At 68.9% G+C, this 15,617-nt stretch carries 15 protein-coding genes; 10 read left to right on the top strand and 5 right to left on the bottom strand.

The annotated features are described in order from the left end of the window. The first annotated feature begins 113 nt into the window (after nt 1-113). Together EZH22_RS01085 and EZH22_RS01080 are read left to right on the top strand one after the other, a co-directional pair. A complete protein-coding gene (locus EZH22_RS01085) occupies nt 114-845 on the top strand; it encodes a GntR family transcriptional regulator (protein ID WP_203193988.1) in 732 nt (243 codons plus the stop codon). Nucleotides 846-904: 59 nt separating this feature from the next. Then, on the top strand, nt 905-1,789 hold the full coding sequence (locus EZH22_RS01080; protein WP_203193987.1) for an alpha/beta fold hydrolase: 885 nt from the start codon (nt 905-907) through the stop codon (nt 1,787-1,789). Between the two features lie 192 nt (nt 1,790-1,981). On the opposite strand, the gene EZH22_RS01075 is transcribed toward EZH22_RS01080, so the two are convergent. The 3 genes from EZH22_RS01075 to ccrA form a co-directional block, all read right to left on the bottom strand. Further along, the gene (locus tag EZH22_RS01075; RefSeq protein WP_203193986.1) at nt 1,982-3,325 is read right to left on the bottom strand and encodes an amidase; all 1,344 of its coding nucleotides are present in this window, start codon (nt 3,323-3,325) and stop codon (nt 1,982-1,984) included. A gap of 125 nt (nt 3,326-3,450) precedes the next feature. Beyond that, the gene (locus tag EZH22_RS01070; RefSeq protein ID WP_203193985.1) at nt 3,451-4,386 is read right to left on the bottom strand and encodes a LysR family transcriptional regulator; all 936 of its coding nucleotides are present in this window, start codon (nt 4,384-4,386) and stop codon (nt 3,451-3,453) included. A 332-nt stretch (nt 4,387-4,718) separates the two neighbouring features. Then, nucleotides 4,719-6,002, bottom strand: coding sequence for a crotonyl-CoA carboxylase/reductase (gene ccrA, locus EZH22_RS01065; RefSeq protein WP_203193984.1), 1,284 nt, complete (start codon nt 6,000-6,002; stop codon nt 4,719-4,721). A gap of 250 nt (nt 6,003-6,252) precedes the next feature. Between ccrA and EZH22_RS01060 the strand changes: the two genes are divergently transcribed. The 8 genes from EZH22_RS01060 to EZH22_RS01025 all read left to right on the top strand — a co-directional run bounded on the left by EZH22_RS01060 (nt 6,253) and on the right by EZH22_RS01025 (nt 12,439). Continuing rightward, nucleotides 6,253-6,489 carry a GlsB/YeaQ/YmgE family stress response membrane protein gene (locus tag EZH22_RS01060; protein ID WP_408647657.1) on the top strand — a complete coding sequence of 79 codons (237 nt, stop codon included), beginning with the start codon at nt 6,253-6,255 and terminating at the stop codon, nt 6,487-6,489. A 121-nt stretch (nt 6,490-6,610) separates the two neighbouring features. Continuing rightward, complete coding sequence (locus EZH22_RS01055) at nt 6,611-8,584, top strand: protein meaA (RefSeq protein WP_203193982.1); 1,974 nt, start codon at nt 6,611-6,613, stop codon at nt 8,582-8,584. A gap of 132 nt (nt 8,585-8,716) precedes the next feature. Further along, a complete protein-coding gene (locus EZH22_RS01050) occupies nt 8,717-8,929 on the top strand; it encodes a hypothetical protein (protein ID WP_203193981.1) in 213 nt (70 codons plus the stop codon). Next, nucleotides 8,926-9,336, top strand: a complete 411-nt coding sequence (locus tag EZH22_RS01045; RefSeq protein WP_203193980.1) for a hypothetical protein — start codon at nt 8,926-8,928, stop codon at nt 9,334-9,336. The genes EZH22_RS01050 and EZH22_RS01045 overlap by 4 nt, the downstream gene beginning before the upstream one ends. A 148-nt stretch (nt 9,337-9,484) precedes the next feature. Continuing rightward, nucleotides 9,485-10,348, top strand: coding sequence for a VOC family protein (locus EZH22_RS01040; RefSeq protein ID WP_203193979.1), 864 nt, complete (start codon nt 9,485-9,487; stop codon nt 10,346-10,348). Nucleotides 10,349-10,575: 227 nt separating this feature from the next. Beyond that, nucleotides 10,576-10,731 carry a DUF5993 family protein gene (locus tag EZH22_RS01035; protein WP_203193978.1) on the top strand — a complete coding sequence of 52 codons (156 nt, stop codon included), beginning with the start codon at nt 10,576-10,578 and terminating at the stop codon, nt 10,729-10,731. A gap of 10 nt (nt 10,732-10,741) precedes the next feature. Next, nucleotides 10,742-11,320, top strand: a complete 579-nt coding sequence (locus EZH22_RS01030; protein WP_203193977.1) for a disulfide bond formation protein B — start codon at nt 10,742-10,744, stop codon at nt 11,318-11,320. A 189-nt stretch (nt 11,321-11,509) separates the two neighbouring features. After that, nucleotides 11,510-12,439 (top strand): DMT family transporter, encoded by a 930-nt coding sequence (locus EZH22_RS01025; protein WP_203193976.1) that lies wholly within the window; start codon nt 11,510-11,512, stop codon nt 12,437-12,439. Between the two features lie 102 nt (nt 12,440-12,541). Here EZH22_RS01025 and serA read toward each other — a convergent pair whose 3' ends face one another. Further along, the gene (gene serA, locus EZH22_RS01020) at nt 12,542-14,128 is read right to left on the bottom strand and encodes a phosphoglycerate dehydrogenase (protein ID WP_203193975.1); all 1,587 of its coding nucleotides are present in this window, start codon (nt 14,126-14,128) and stop codon (nt 12,542-12,544) included. 288 nt (nt 14,129-14,416) lie between these two features. Next, nucleotides 14,417-15,592, bottom strand: coding sequence for a phosphoserine transaminase (locus EZH22_RS01015; RefSeq protein WP_203193974.1), 1,176 nt, complete (start codon nt 15,590-15,592; stop codon nt 14,417-14,419). Nucleotides 15,593-15,617 lie beyond the last annotated feature (25 nt).

Below are 15,617 nucleotides of genomic sequence, written 5' to 3'. Positions count from 1 at the left end.
CGATTTTGCTACGCGGGCGTCAGCCTGGCGCCGGCGGCCGGGCCCATGCACGGGCAGTCTTGCCGGGCCGCCGGAGCGGGCCGGCCTCCGCACAAGGTACGAAAGGTTTTCCGGTGATCGATCGAATGAAGCGCGGCGCCGCCGACTTCGTGGTGCCGAAGGTGATCGGGGCGGAAGTGGCGCGCGCTTTCGCCGATCACATCATCTACCTGCGCTGGCCGCCGGGAATGCGGCTGATTGAGGAAGATCTGTGCGCCCATTTCAACATCAGCCGATCGCCGGTACGCGATGCCTTCCAGATCCTCGAGGCGGACGGCCTGATCGTGCGGGCGGCGTGGCGCGGCGTGCGGGTGGCGCCCATGAGCATCGCCGACCTCGACGAGGTCTACAAATGCCGGGTGGCGCTGGAAGGGCTGGTCGCCGCCGAGGCCGCGCGGGCGGCGGATGAAGAAGCGCTCGCCACGCTGTCCGGCCTTCTGGACGAGATGCGCGCCGCCATGGCGGAGAAGGATGTGGACACCTTCTTCGAGCGCAACGTGGCGTTCACGCGCGCCCTGCACCAGGCATCGGGAAACCACACCCTGGAACGCCTGGTCTCGGGCATCGAGAAACAGGCGCTGCGCTATCGCTACCTGGCGCACCAGAACACGCGCGAGATCGTCGACCTCGCCTTCGACGGCGACCGCAAGGTGTTCGAGGCCGTCTCCGCGCGCAAGGCGGACCTCGCGCGCCGGGAAGCCGTCAAGATGATCCGGCACGCCCACCGTGTCATCGCGCGGGTGGTGGGCGCGCTCGATGCGCCGGAACCCCAGTCCCCCAGCGGCGCCGAGCCGTCGCCGGCCTGAGCCGCACGGTGTCGCTCGCCCCACCGCATCGAACGATTTGACCTCAACGGGAGCGGCCCATGGCCCATGTGACCACCGACGACGGCGTGAAGCTTTATTACGAGGAGACCGGCGCCGGCACGCCGGTCATCCTGGTCCACGAATTCGCCGGCGACCTGCGCAGCTACGAGCCCCAGCTGCGCTATCTCGGCAAGCGCTACCGGGTCGTCGCCTACAATGCCCGGGGCTATCCGCCGTCCGACGTGCCGGAGGATGTCGCGTCCTATTCCCAGGCCCGGGCCGCGGACGATATCGCCAGCGTCATGGACGGCATCGGCATTGAAAAGGCGCATGTGATCGGCCTGTCCATGGGCGGCTTCGCCACGCTGCATTTCGGCGTCCGGCACCATGATCGCGCGTTGTCCCTGTGCATCGGCGGCTGCGGCTACGGCGCCGAGCTGGAGGAGCAGCCGCGCTTCCAGGCGGAGGCGGACACCATCGCCGCCTACATCGCCGAGGCGGGCATGGAGGCGTTCGCCGAGCGGTACGCCTTCGGGCCCACGCGGGTGCAGTTCGAGAACAAGGATCCGCGGGGCTTCCTCGAGTTCAAGCAGATTCTCGCGAGCCATGATGCGGTGGGGTCGGCCAACACCCAGCGGGGCGTCCAGCGCTTCCGCCCCTCGCTCTACACCATGGTCGAGGAGATGAAGAAGATCTCCGCGCCGACCCTCGTCATCACCGGCGACGAGGACTGGCCCTGCCTGCTTCCGGGCATCCTGATGAAGCGCAATATTCCTTCGGCGGCCCTTTCGGTGATGCCCAATTGCGGCCACGCCATCAATATCGAGGAGCCGGAGGAATATAACCGCATCGTCGGTGCGTTCCTCGCCCAGGTGGACAGCGGGCGCTGGCCCATGCGCGACCCGCGCGCGGTGAGCGCATCCATCACCGGTATCAAGGCCTGACGACAGAAAAAGGTGGCGGCTTGTGAAAATCCGCCGCCTTTTATTTCATTGTTCAAGTCATTCCGGCTCGCCTGCGGCTTCCCATGGCGGAAGCTCCGGGATGCCATCGGTGGGGTCGGCGGTGGCGGCGACGGCCTGCGACATGTCGAAGATGCGCAGATGCGCGCGGGCGAGGAGGGCTTTCGGCCGGGATCATGCGCACCGATCCTTGAGCGACGCGGCGGCACAGACCGGCGGCCGGCGCTCGTGCCAGCGGGTGAGCTGCTGGTAGGTGGCGACGAGGCGCAGCAGGGACGGCTCGCTGCCGGGCCGCCCGATCACCTGCATCGCCAGCGGCGTGCCGCGGCCATCGAACCCGACCGGAACGGCGATCGCCGGCAGGCCCAGCGCATTGACGAAGCGCGTCAGGCTGGTCATCGCGTAAAGCAGGCGGGGCCTGAAGTCCGGGTCGCGCGGATCGACGTCGCAGGCGAGGGGGGCCGGCATGGGCATCACCGGCAGCACCGCGGCGTCGGCGCCCGCGAGGCCCTTCAGGAAGGCGGCGCGCAGGCCGGGCCGCGCGGCGCGCGCGGCGGCGAGGGTCTCGTCGGAGATGGCCCGCCCCTTCTCGATTCTGCGGGCGAGGGCGCGGTCGCCCAGTGCGGCGGCACCCTCGGCGGAGCCATGGGTGCGGGCGACCTCCGCCTGCATGATGGTGAGGCTCGCGGCATCGGCCGCCGCCACCACGTGGGAACAGTCCGCCAGCCGATGCCCGATGCCGGCGGCAGCCAGGGTTTCGAGCGCGGCGGCGAGCCCGCGGCGCACCGCCGGGACGGCCGTGGCCGCGGCATGCTCCAGAAGGGCCAGCGACCGGATGGTGCCGCCGTCGTCGCCGGCGTCCGCCACCGCCGCCCAGACCCGCAGGAGGTCGGTGGAGCACCGCGCCATGAACCCGATCACGTCCAGGCTCGGCGCCAGCGGCATGGCGCCGTCCACCGGCAGGGCGCCCCATCCGGGCTTGAGGCCGACGAGGCCGCAGCAGGCGGCGGGGACGCGGATCGAGCCGCCGGTGTCCGAGCCGATGCCCAGATAGGCGGCCCCCGCTGCCACCAGGACCGCCGAGCCGCTGGAGGATCCGCCGCTGACCACGCCGGGGTGCCAGGGGTTGCGGGCCCGGCCGAGCGCCGCATTGTAGCCCGAGGGCTCGTAGGCCAGGGCGCTCAGGGATGTCGTCGCGACCTCGCGGCCGCCCGCCGCGTCGAGGCGGCGCAGGATGCCGGCATCGGCCCCGGCGGGGCCGGGGGCGCGGCATCCGCCCCATTCCGCCCGGCGCCGCTCCCGGTCGAAAATGTCCTTGGTCACATAGGGCATGCCCTTCAGCGGACCGAAGCCGGCACCGCGGCGGGTAGAGGGGGCGACGGAGGACGGGGGCGCCGGGGACAGGGCGACGGTGGCGTTCAGGCGCGGCCCCATCACCGCGGCGGCGGCGAAGCAGCGCCCGATCTCGGCGGAGCGGGCCGCCGGCGGGAGGTCGAACCAACTGGACCGAAAAGACATCTGCACCATTTCACCCCAGCACCTGCGCGGCGCGATGACGTTGGGATGAAAAGGAGTGTCACTCGTGCCGGGATCGATAAAGGCGAATTACATCAATCCAGGATTCGCAGAATTCGAATTGGTGATCACTTGAGCAGAAACGAGAGCAGCCGCTTGGCCGGTGGGTCCAATTCAGGCACGGTCCGCACGCACAGCACAAAATTTCGTCCCGCCCACGGTTCGTCGATTTCAATGACCTTGAGCTGGTAGGACTGTTGCAGCGGCAGCAATGCGGGCTCTGGAATCACCGCGACGCCGAGCCCCTGGCTCGCCATCAGCGCCATGGCCCCGAAGCTCGCCGCCTGCACGCGCACCTTGAGCGGCGCGCCGAGGAGGCGGGCCTGCTCGGCGAGGATGCGGCGCACGGCGGTTCCGTGGCCGAGGGTCACGAAATCCTCGGCGATGAAGTCGGCGAACCGCAGCTTGTCCTTCTGCGCCAGCCGGTGCGTCAGCGGAACGCCGAGCACCAGCCGGTCGCCGCCGAAGGGGAACGTCTCCAGCGGCTGGGTTTCGGCGCCGCAGACGACGAGGCCGATATCGGCCTGCTTGCTCCGCACCATCTCCAGCGTCGCCTCGGTGCCCCGCTCCTCGAGGTCCAGGGTGATATCCGGATGCGCTGTCGCAAACCGCGACAGATCGAAGGCGAGCCGCGCCAGCAGCACCGAGCTCGACGAGGCCACGCGCACATAGCCGCGCATGCCGGATTCGTACTCGATCAGCAGATGGTCCGCCCGGTCCACCAAGTGGAGGATGTCGCGAGCGAAGCGCAGGAAGGTCTGGCCGGCGGCGGTCGGCTGCACGCCGTGCGGCAGGCGATCGAGCAGCGGCGTGCGGGCATCGTGTTCCAGCAGCTGGATCCGGCGCGTCGCCGCGGACGGGGCGATGGCGAGGCGTTCGGCGGCGCGCGCGAGGCTGTTCAGCTCGCAGACGGCAACGAAGAGCTGCAAGGTCTTGAAATCGTTCCGGTAGATGGCCCGTCCCCCGAACGGCAGATGGTGCGGATGTCGCAGCGGCATCAGCATAGGGCCAATCCCACGTCCCTCCAAAATCACGCCCCTCCAATCATGCGCCGTCCAGGGCCTCGCGCCGCTTCGGACGCGCGGCGGCGCCGCCGCCGGCCTTCGGGCCGTGGGCTTGCCTGGGGAAGGAACGGCTTGGGAGGAGAGGCGTGAGGGGGCGCGGGGCCGCTTGAACGGCCGCCGCCGGGCTGGCCCTGGAACAAGGGCCCCGGCGGTCATGGCCGGGCTCACCCGGCCTTTCGCATCCCGCCCTTGCCCGTGAAGGCCCGGGCCGAGCCCGGGCAGGGGGGCGCCTCGGCCGTGGCCTTGTTTCCTTGGGGCCTTGCTTCTGGGCCTTACTTCTTGGGACCGGCCTCGATCACGTCCTCAAGGGTCCGCAGCCCGGTGCGGGGGGCGCTGACCAGCACCGCCATGTTGCCGGGGGCATGCTGGTTCTTCCACATCTTGGTGTGCGCCTCGGGGATGCGCTCCCACGGGAACACTTCCGACATGCAGGGGTCGACGCGCCGGTCGATGATGAACTGGTTGGCGGCGGAGGCCTGCTTGAGGTGGGCGAAGTGGGAGCCCTGGATGCGCTTCTGCCGCATCCACACGTAGCGGGCGTCAAACGTGATGTTGAAGCCGGTGGTCCCGGCGCAGAACACGATCATGCCGCCGCGCTTGCCCACCAGGGTCGAGACCGGGAAGGTCTGCTCGCCGGGATGCTCGAACACGATGTCCACGTCGCGCTTGCCGGTGATGTCCCAGATGGCCTTGCCGAACTTGCGGGCTTCCTTGGTCCACTCGGTGTATTCGGGCGAGTTGACCTTGGGCAGCTGGCCCCAGCACTTGAAGTCCTTGCGGTTGATCACGCCCTTGGCGCCGAGGCCGAGCACATAGTCGCGCTTGGTCTCGTCCGAGATGACGCCGATCACATGCGCGCCGGAGGCGGCGGCGAGCTGCACGCCGAACACGCCGAGGCCGCCCGAGGCGCCCCACACCAGCACATAGTCGCCCGGCTTCACGTCGTGCGGCGGATGGCCGAACAGCATGCGGTAGGCAGTGGCCATGGTCAGCGTGTAGCAGGCGCTCTCTTCCCAGGTCAGGTGCTTGGGACGTGGCATCAGCTGGCGCGCCTGCACCCGGCAGAACTGAGCGAAGGAGCCGTCCGGCGTCTCATAGCCCCAGATCCGCTGGGAGGGGGAGAACATCGGGTCGCCGCCGTTGCACTCCTCATCGTCCCCGTCGTCCTGGTTGCAGTGGACGACCACCTCGTCGCCCACCTTCCAGCGCTTCACCTTGGACCCCACCGCCCAGACGATGCCAGAGGCATCGGAGCCGGCGATGTGATAGGGCAGCTTGTGCACGTCGAACACGGAGATCGGCTCGCCGAGGCCGGCCCAGATGCCGTTATAGTTGACGCCGGCCGCCATCACGAGCACGAGCACGTCCTGCTCGCCCAGCTCCCAGGTCGGCACCACCTCCAGCTGGAAGGACTGCTCGGGCGGACCGTGGCGCTCGCGCCGGATCGCCCAGGCATACATCTTGGACGGAACGTGGCCGAGGGGCGGGATCTCGCCCAGCTCGTAAAGGTCCTTCACCGGTGCATCGCTCGCGTCGGCGGTTGCCGTCTGGGCCATAGCGCTCGTCCTCTCCTCTCGTGCGGACCGTTCGGTCACGTCATTTGGGGGCTATCTCGCATTGCAGCGTAGCAGAGAAGAATTCCAAGGCGATAGTCCCTCTTTCGGGGCATGGGGCCGGTCCGGGCGGGTTTGGGTGGATCGCGCGGTCAAGCCCGCGTTGTCGTTTCCGTGCCGCTCGCGGAGGGATAGAGTGGGTGCGTCGCGCATCCGGGGATGACGGAGCCGGCAGGGGATGGGGAGAAAACACATGAACATTTTGTGGATGATCATCGTCGGCGCCATTGCCGGCTTCCTCGCGGGGCAGCTCTTCCAGGGCTACGGCTTCGGGTTGATCGGCAACATCGCGGTCGGCATCGTCGGCGCCCTGATCGGCGGTTTCCTGTTCGGCGGCGTGTTCGTGGTGGGTGGCGTCATCGGCCAGATCATCTCCGCCACGCTGGGCGCGGTGATCCTGCTGTTCATCATCTCGCTGGTGAAGCGCTGAGGGTGCGCGCCGCCGGGTTGCCGGCGGCGCCTCCCCCGGTGGAGAAATTTCCCATCGACGTCACGCGCATTGCGACGCACAATCGCGACAAATTCCAAGATCAGACGGATGGGGAAAAGGAATGGTAGCCCGCGACAAACCCTGGCTTTTCCGCACCTATGCGGGGCACTCCACCGCCACGGAATCCAACAAGCTCTACCGCTCCAACCTCGCCAAGGGGCAGACCGGCCTGTCGGTGGCCTTCGACCTGCCCACCCAGACCGGCTACGATTCAGACCACCCGCTCGCCCGCGGCGAGGTGGGCAAGGTGGGGGTGCCCATCTCTCACCTCGGCGACATGCGCACCCTGTTCGACGGCATCCCGCTCGCCGAGATGAACACGTCGATGACCATCAATGCCTGTGCGGCGTGGCTGCTCTCGCTCTACATCGCCACCGCCGACGAGCAGGGGGCGGACCGCTCCAAGCTGCAGGGCACCACGCAGAACGACATCATCAAGGAATATCTCTCGCGCGGCACCTACGTGTTCCCGCCGGCGCCCTCCATGCGGCTGACCAAGGACACCATCATCTACACCACGAAGGATCTGCCCAAGTGGAACCCGATGAACGTGTGCTCCTACCATTTGCAGGAGGCGGGGGCGACGCCGGTGCAGGAGCTGGCCTTCGCGCTGGCCAACGCCATCGCCGTCCTCGACACGGTGAAGACGTCCGGTGAGGCCGAGGGCCCGGCCTTCGGCGAGGTGGTGGGGCGCATCTCCTTCTTCGTGAACGCGGGCATGCGGTTCATCACCGAGATGTGCAAGATGCGCGCGTTCGTGGACCTCTGGGACGAGATCTGCGTCGAGCGCTACGGCATCACCGACGCCAAGCAGAAGCTGTTCCGCTACGGCGTGCAGGTGAACTCGCTGGGCCTCACCGAGCAGCAGCCGGAGAACAACGTCTACCGCATCCTTCTGGAGATGCTGGCCGTCACCCTCTCCAAGAAGGCCCGCGCCCGCGCCGTGCAGCTGCCCGCCTGGAACGAGGCGCTCGGCCTGCCGCGCTCCTTCGACCAGCAATGGTCCCTGCGCATGCAGCAGGTGGTGGCCTACGAGACCGACCTGCTCGAATACGGCGACATCTTCGACGGCTCCACCGAGATCGCGAAGAAGGTGGAGGAGCTGAAGCAGGAGGCGCGCGCCGAGCTCGCCCGCATCGACGGCATGGGTGGCGCGGTGGCGGCCATCGAGAATTCCTACATGAAGCAGCAGCTGGTGGAATCCAACACCCGCCGGCTCGAGGCCATCGAGCGCGGCGAGCAGGTGGTGGTGGGCGTCAACCGCTGGACCGATACGGAGCCATCCCCGCTCACCACCGGCGAGGGCTCCATCCTCACCGTGCCGGAGGGGGTGGAGGCGGAGCAGATCGCGCGTCTTCAGGCCTGGCGCGCGGCGCGCGACCCGAAGGCGGCGGAGGCGGCCCTCGCGGCGCTCAAGAGCGCGGCGCAGGAGGGGCGCAACATCATGGAGCCCTCCATCGTCTGCGCCAAGGCCGGCATCACCACCGGCGAGTGGGGCACCTGCCTGCGTGAGGTGTTCGGGGAATACCGCGCCCCCACCGGCGTCGGCCGCGCCGCGCGGGTGGACACCCAGGGCCTCGACGAGGTGAGGAAGAATGTGGACGCCGTTTCCGAGAAGCTCGGCCGGCGCATCAAGTTCCTGGTGGGCAAGCCGGGGCTCGACGGCCATTCCAACGGCGCCGAGCAGATCGCCGTCCGCGCGCGCGATTGCGGCATGGAGGTGGTCTATGAGGGCATCCGCCTGACCCCGGCCGAGATCGTCAATGCCGCGCTGGAGGAGAGCGTGCACGTCATCGGCCTGTCCATCCTCTCCGGCTCCCACGTGCCGCTGGTGCGCGACGTGATGGAGCGGCTGCGGGCCGAGGGCCTCTCCGACGTGCCGGTGGTGGTGGGCGGCATCATCCCGCCGGAGGACGAGGTGCAGCTGAAGGGCTTCGGCGTGGCGGCGGTCTACACGCCGAAGAATTTCGAGCTGAACCGCATCATGGCCGACATCGTCACCATCGTGGACCGGGAGTGCCAGAAGGCGGCCTGAGGCGGGAAGGCCGGTCGGGGCCCGACGCCCCGCCGGCGTTGAAACAGGGGCGCAACGCAGCCGAAAGACACGCGCCATCGCCGTTCGCTATTCCGCCCTCGAACCACGGTCCGGGCGACGGAGGGGAGAGGCATGAGGATCGGCGTCGTCACCCTGTGTGCGGTGATCGGGCTCGGCCCGTTCACCTCATCCGCAAGGGCGGGGGAGACGCCGACCGGGGCTGCCGCGAATGCTCCGGCAGCTGGGACGCAGATGGCGCAGCCCGCGCCTGATCCGGCCGCGGTTGCGGGCCAACCGGCGAGCAATCCCTATGCCGGCCTGCCCAAGGTGGTCGCGGGGCGGTGAAAGGGCTGGAAGCGGCGTGCAGGGCCGAGGATGGCACCCCCCAATGGTCGGCGAAGACCGTCTTCACGGTGGTCGACGTCTCCCCGGACGGACGGCCGGATTACCTGATCGACACCCACGACATGGCCTGCGAGGGCGGCTTCACCCCCTGGGTCGGCTCCGACGGCTTCCGCTACATCCTCTTCGTTTCCACCGGGCCGGGGCGCTGGACGCGGGCGTTCGATCGCGGCGCGCGCGGCTTCGAGATCGCGCCGGGCGGGCACGGCAAGCTGCCGCATCTCGTGGTGTTCTCCCACTCCGCCTATTGCACGCGGTCCAACCCCGAGCGCTACATGCGCTGCACCCAGATCTACGAATGGCGGCGCGGTAAGCTCCGTAAGACCGATGAGGCGTGGTTCACCGATTGAGGAACACACCGGCGAGGGCGTGCGGGGGTGCTGGCTTTCGCTTGCATCGACGCAATGGCGCAGGCTTGGGCGCTCCTCCATATTTGAAGCAACGCCAGGGTAGATCGGTCCCCGAATGGGAATCCGCCCCTCCGCGAGGAGCTTCATCGTGACTGCCGCCCTTTCCCTTTCTCCCGAACCCGAGCCCCACCACCTCGCCCTCGGCGCGGTGGCGCTGACCAGCGCCGACCCGGACCGTCTGGTCCCCTTCTACCGCGACGCCGTGGGCCTCGACGTCCTCGCCACCGGCGACACCACGGTGCTCGGCGCCGGTGGCCGGCCGCTGGTGGAGATTGTTCGCCGGTCGCAGGCTCGCCCGGCGCCGCACCGTGCGCCCGGCCTGTTCCACATGGCCATCCGCGTGCCGGACCGCGCCAGCCTCGCCGCTCGCCTCCTGGCGCTGCACCACACGGGCCTGCGCCTCGGCGCCTCCGACCATCTGGTGAGCGAGGCGCTCTATGTGGACGATCCGGACGGCAACGGCATCGAGATCTATCACGACCGGCCGGAGGCCGAATGGCCGCGCAGTGCCGACGGCAGCATCGCCATGGCGACCCTGCCCCTCGACCTCGCCGCCCTCGCCCGCGAGGCCCCGGCGGTTCTCGGAAAGGCGCCGGCCGGTACCGACATGGGCCACGTCCATCTCAAGGTCTCCGACCTGGAGGCGGCGCGGCGATTCTGGGTGGACACGGTGGGGCTGAAGATCATGGCGCGTTATCCCGGCGCCCTGTTCGTCAGCGCCGATGGCTATCACCACCATCTCGGCCTCAACACCTGGCAGTCGTCCGGCGCCCCGGCGCCAGCGGCCGGCAGCGCCGGGCTCGACCATTTCACCGTGCGGCTGCCGGCGGCGGCGGTGGCGGGGCTGGCGCGGCGGCTCGCGGCGGCGGACGTCGCCTTCACGCCGCTGGCGGATGGCGGGCTCGAGGTGGCGGATCCCTCCGGCAACACGGCGGTGGTGCTCCCCGCCTGAGCCGGCGACCGCGCCGCAGCATGACGCGGGGGCCGGGGTTCGCTACCGTCCCGTGCGGGCCTGAGTCGGGATGCGTCGATGGAACCGGCGTCCCCCGGTCGCTCGAGCACGCGCCGATCGCCTTGCAGTGCAAGCTGACCGGGTCACGCGTTCTCCATCAACGATTCTGAGCGCGATCCGAGCAATTGGGTTCAATTTGCCCGGAGCGCGCCCCAAGGGGCGGCGCCATGATGTCACTGCCGTTTTTCGGAGTCTTCCTGGCGCTCTCCGCCACGCTGGCCGGCCAGCGTGGCGCGGCCCTCGTCCTGTGGGTGGTCGCGGTGGCGGCGATGCTGGCGCTGTTCCGCCTTCATGCCACCGATTCCCTCCACATCGCCTTGTGAGGGGGCGGCCATGAGCGAAAGCGCGCGTTTCCGCCTGCTCAACGCCCTTGGCCTGGTCGCGGTGGCGGCGGTGCTGATCACCGCCTTCATCGACCAGATCGCCTTCCACGATTTGCCGTGCCCGCTCTGCATCCTGCAGCGGGCGGGCTTCCTCGGGGTCGCGGTCGGGCTCGCGCTCAACGTGAAGTTCGGGCCGAGGCCGTCCCATTACGGCCTGATGATCCTCTCCTCCCTCGCCGGCGGGGCCGTGTCCGTGCGGCAGACGCTGCTGCACATCGTCCCCGGCGAAGGGGCCTATGGCGATGCTTTCTTCGGCCTGCATTTCTACGCCTGGGCGCTGATCCTGTTCGCCGTCTGCGTCACCGGCTCGGCGATCCTGATGCTGTTCGACGGCCAGTTCGAGCGGGGGCCCGAGGCGACGTCCCCGGCACCGCTGCTCGGCACCCTCGCCATCGTGCTGGTGCTGCTGCTCGCCCTCGGCAATGGCGTGTCCACCGTGCTGGAGTGCGGCGGCGGCCTGTGCCCGGACAGTCCCACCGGCTACATGCTGATCGACGACGGCACCGTGCAGCGCCTGATCGGGCGCTGATCCATCACGGCATTTGATGGATCGGTCGCGAGTTTAGATTTCCCCTCCGGCCATGGAGGCGGTACAGCGGAACTCCGGCCGCAAGAGGGGCGGCCGGCTGCCTCGGAAACGGCCAACCTCAAAGGCCGACCCGGAAACCAAAATGGGAGAGGCGTCGCGGGCCGAAACGGGCGCGCGGCGGGAGGAAACATGTCGGTGAGGCCATCGCGCACCTCGGGATTTGCTCTCTTCGACGCGCCCTATCTGCTGCTGACCCTCGTGGCGCTCCTGTGGGCCATCAACATCGTGGTCGGGCGCTTCGTCGCCGGCCACGTGCCGCCGGTGGGCCTCGCCTTCGTGCGCTGGGTGGGGGCGACGCTCATTCTCCTGCCGTTCGCATGGAACCAGCTGCGGCGCGACCTGCCGCTCATCCGCCGCCACATCTGGCTGCTGGTGCTGCTGTCGGGCACCGGCATCGCCTGCTACAACGCCATGAGCTATTACGGGCTGCAATATACCCAGGCGCTGAACGGCCTGCTGGTGCAGTCCACCGCGCCCCTGCTCGTCGCCGTGTGGACCTTCGTCCTGTTCCGGGAGCGGCTCGGGCTCGGGCAGGTGGCGGGCATCGCCACCTCGCTCACCGGCGTGCTGGTCATCATCAGCCACGGCGACCTCGACACCTTCCTGCACCTGAAGCCCAACGTCGGCGACGTGTGGATCATCGCGGCGCTGGTGGTCTACGCCTTCTATGCCGCCATCCTGCGCAACCGGCCGGCCCTGGGGCCGCTGTCCTTCCTGGCGGTGATCATGGCGCTGGGATCGGTGCTGCTGATCCCGTTCGCCCTGTGGGAGGTGCTCCAGGGGCGGATCCTGCACTTCGACCGGGTCACGGTGGCGACCCTCGCCTACGTGATGATCGGCCCCTCCCTCGTCGCCTACCTGTTCTTCAACCGGGCGGTGGACCTCGTGGGAGCGAACGCTGCCGCGCCCTTCCTGCATCTCATGCCGGTGTTCGGCACGGCGCTCGCCATCGTCTTTCTCGGCGAGCAGATCGCCTGGTACCACTTCGCCGGCTACGCCCTGGTCATTTCCGGCATCCTGCTGGCCACGGTGTCCGCCCGGGCGCGCCGGAAGGCCTGATGCCTCCGTCCCGGTCCGCGGCCGGACCGGGACGCCCCCCTCGCACAGACGAAAACGGCCGCCCCTTCGGGCGGCCGCTGGAAGCCGGGCGGTGACGGCGGCTCAGAAGGTCAGGGCCTTCGCCGCCTTGACGTGGGGCAGGCCCTGCACCTTGCCGAGGGCCTCGGCCGGAACCTTGCCGTCCACCGCCACCAGGGCGATGGCGTCCCCGCCCGCATGGTCGCGGCCGAGGGCGAAGGTGGCGATGTTCACGCCCGCATCGCCGAGCAGGCTGGCGAAGTGGCCGATGAAGCCGGGCTTGTCCTCGTTGGTCACGTAGATCATGGAGGGTGCGAACTCGGCGTCCACCTTGATGCCCTTGATGTTGACGATGCGCGGGTGGCCGTCGGCGAATACCGTGCCGGAAACCGAGCGCTCGTACTTCTCCGTCACCACGGTGAGGGTGATGAGGCTCTCATAGTCGCCGGTGGCGGCGCGCGTGGTCTCCTCGACCACGATGCCGCGCTCCTTGGCGACGGAGGGGGCCGAAACCACGTTCACGTCCGGCAGCGCCGGGCGCAGCAGGCCGGCCACGGCGGCCGAGGTGAGCGCCTTGACCTTGAGGTCGGCCACCGCGCCCTCATAGACGATGCGCACGGTCTTGAGGCCGGTGTCGGTAAGCTGGCCGGCGAACGAGCCCAGCTTCTCGGCGAGCTCGATGAAGGGCTTGAGCTTGGGCGCTTCCTCGGCGGTGATGGAGGGGAAGTTCACCGCGTTGGAGATGGCGCCGGAGAGCAGGTAGTCGCTCATCTGCTCGGCCACCTGGAGGGCCACGTTCTCCTGCGCCTCGGTGGTGGCGGCGCCCAGGTGCGGCGTGCACACCACGTTCGGGTGGCCGAACAGCGGGTTCTGCTCCGCCGGCTCGACGGTGAACACGTCGAAGGCGGCACCGGCCACGTGCTTGGATTCCAGCGCGGCAGCGAGCGCCGCCTCGTCGACGAGGCCGCCGCGGGCGCAGTTGATGATGCGCACGCCCTTCTTGGTCCTGGCGATGTTCTCGGCCGAGAGGATGTTCCTGGTCTTCTCGGTCAACGGGGTGTGCAGGGTGATGAAGTCGGCGCGGGCGAGCAGGTCGTCCAGCTCCACCTTCTCCACGCCCAGGTCCAGCGCCCGCTCCGCCGAGAGGAAGGGATCATAGGCGATCACCTTCATCTTCAGCCCCACGCCGCGCTCGGCGACGATGGAGCCGATGTTGCCGCAGCCGATGATGCCGAGGGTCTTGCCGGTGACCTCGACGCCCATGAAGCGGTTCTTCTCCCACTTGCCGGCCTGGGTGGAGGCATCCGCCGCCGGGATCTCGCGGGCCAGCGCGAACATCATGGCGATGGCGTGCTCGGCGGTGGTGATGGAATTGCCGAACGGCGTGTTCATCACGATCACGCCCTTGGCGGTGGCCGCAGGCAGGTCCACGTTGTCGACGCCGATGCCGGCGCGGCCGATGACCTTCAGCCGGTCGGCCTTCTCCAGGATCTTAGGGGTGACCTTGGTGGCCGAGCGGATGGCGAGGCCGTCATAATTGCCGATGATCTCGGCCAGCTTGTCCTTGTCCTTGCCGAGGTCGGGCTGGAAATCCACCTCGATGCCGCGGTCCTTGAAGATCTGGACGGCGGCGGGAGAGAGCTTGTCGGAGATGAGGACGCGGGGTGCCATGGGGGGCTCCGTTTCGCGAATGGGATGGGCCGGGCATGCGCGGTCGATCGCGCGTCACCGGCGTGGACCTCTCCCGCGTGCGGGGGAGGAGAAATGGGATCGTGCGCCGCCTGGGGCTCTCCCCTCTCCCCTTGCGGGAGAGGGGTCGGGGGTGAGGGGGGCTCAGGGTGCTGGGGGCGGGGCACTCGCGGTGAGGCCTTTACCCCTCACCCTAGCCCTCTCCCGCAAGGGGAGAGGGGACGCATCGTTCCCGGCCGGACCACTTGTCCAACCTCACCCTGCCCGAACTCACGCTGCCTTGGGTAACGCCGACTTGGCCTCATTGAAGGCCCAGTCCAGCCAATGGGTCAGGGCTTCCACGTCGGAGCGCTCCACGGTCGCCCCGCACCAGATGCGCAGGCCGGGAGGGGCGTCGCGGTAGGCGCCGATGTCGTAGGCGATGCCGCCCTTCTCCAGCCCCGAGGCGATGGCCTTGGCGAAGGCCGCCTGCGCGTCCGCCGGGAGCGAGGTCACGTCGGCGTCCACCACCTTCAGGCACACCGAGGTGTTGGAGCGGGTCAGCGGCTCTTTGGCGAGGAAATCCACCCACGCAGTGGTGTGCACCCACTGGGCGATGGCCTCGAAATTGCGGTTCGAACGCTCCTGCAGGGCGCTGAGCCCGCCGATGTTCCTCGCCCACTTCAGCGCGTCGAGATAGTCTTCCACGCACAGCATGGAGGGCGTGTTGATGGTCTCGCCCTCGAAGATGCCGGCAATCAGCTTGCCGCCCTTGGTCATGCGGAAGATCTTCGGCAGGGGCCAGGCCGGCTTGTAGGTCTCCAGCCGCTCTACCGCGCGCGGGGAGAGGATGAGCATGCCGTGGGCCGCCTCGCCGCCGAGCACCTTCTGCCAGGAGAAGGTGACCACATCGAGCTTGGCGAAGTCGAGCTTCTGCGCGAACGCCGCCGAGGTGGCGTCGCAGATGGTGAGGCCGGCGCGGTCGGCCGGAATCCATTCGGCATCCGGCACCATGACGCCGGAGGTGGTGCCGTTCCAGGTGAAGACCACGTCGTGGCTGAAGTCCACCTGAGCGAGGTCCGGCAGCTCGCCATAGGGGGCGGTCAGCGTGCGGGCGTCGGCCAGCTTGAGCTGCTTGGCCACGTCGGTCACCCAGCCCTCGCCGAAGCTTTCCCAGGCGAGCATGTCCACCGGGCGGGCGCCGAGCATGGACCACAGCACCATTTCCACCGCGCCGGTATCGGAGGCGGGGACGATGCCGATCTTGTAGTCCGCGGGCACTTCGAGCACCTCGCGGGTCAGGTCGATGGCTTCTTTCAGCTTGACCTTGCCGACCTTGGCGCGATGCGAGCGCCCGAGCGGGGCGTCGGACAACCCGTCCAGCGTCCATCCGGGACGCTTGGCGCAGGGGCCGGACGAAAAATTGGGATTCTCCGGGCGCGTGGCCGGGGCAGGATTTGCAGTCATTGTACCATCCTTGCAGATGAGCGCC

This window comes from Xanthobacter dioxanivorans (assembly GCF_016807805.1).
Taxonomy (GTDB): Bacteria; Pseudomonadota; Alphaproteobacteria; order Rhizobiales; family Xanthobacteraceae; genus Xanthobacter; species Xanthobacter dioxanivorans.
The sequence above is the reverse complement of the archived record's forward strand: the minus strand, read 5'-3'. Positions and strand labels throughout refer to the sequence as shown.

Bases quoted from the DNA above. Each gene is read 5' to 3' on its own strand.
- EZH22_RS01080 (WP_203193987.1), top strand. From the start codon at position 905: ATGGCCCATGTGACCACCGACGACGGCGTGAAGCTTTATTACGAGGAG.
- EZH22_RS01075 (WP_203193986.1), bottom strand. From the start codon at position 3,325: ATGTCTTTTCGGTCCAGTTGGTTCGACCTCCCGCCGGCGGCCCGCTCC.
- EZH22_RS01070 (WP_203193985.1), bottom strand. From the start codon at position 4,386: ATGCTGATGCCGCTGCGACATCCGCACCATCTGCCGTTCGGGGGACGG.
- ccrA (WP_203193984.1), bottom strand. From the start codon at position 6,002: ATGGCCCAGACGGCAACCGCCGACGCGAGCGATGCACCGGTGAAGGAC.
- EZH22_RS01060 (WP_408647657.1), top strand. From the start codon at position 6,253: ATGAACATTTTGTGGATGATCATCGTCGGCGCCATTGCCGGCTTCCTC.
- EZH22_RS01055 (WP_203193982.1), top strand. From the start codon at position 6,611: ATGGTAGCCCGCGACAAACCCTGGCTTTTCCGCACCTATGCGGGGCAC.
- EZH22_RS01050 (WP_203193981.1), top strand. From the start codon at position 8,717: ATGAGGATCGGCGTCGTCACCCTGTGTGCGGTGATCGGGCTCGGCCCG.
- EZH22_RS01035 (WP_203193978.1), top strand. From the start codon at position 10,576: ATGATGTCACTGCCGTTTTTCGGAGTCTTCCTGGCGCTCTCCGCCACG.
- EZH22_RS01030 (WP_203193977.1), top strand. From the start codon at position 10,742: ATGAGCGAAAGCGCGCGTTTCCGCCTGCTCAACGCCCTTGGCCTGGTC.
- EZH22_RS01025 (WP_203193976.1), top strand. From the start codon at position 11,510: ATGTCGGTGAGGCCATCGCGCACCTCGGGATTTGCTCTCTTCGACGCG.
- serA (WP_203193975.1), bottom strand. From the start codon at position 14,128: ATGGCACCCCGCGTCCTCATCTCCGACAAGCTCTCTCCCGCCGCCGTC.
- EZH22_RS01015 (WP_203193974.1), bottom strand. From the start codon at position 15,592: ATGACTGCAAATCCTGCCCCGGCCACGCGCCCGGAGAATCCCAATTTT.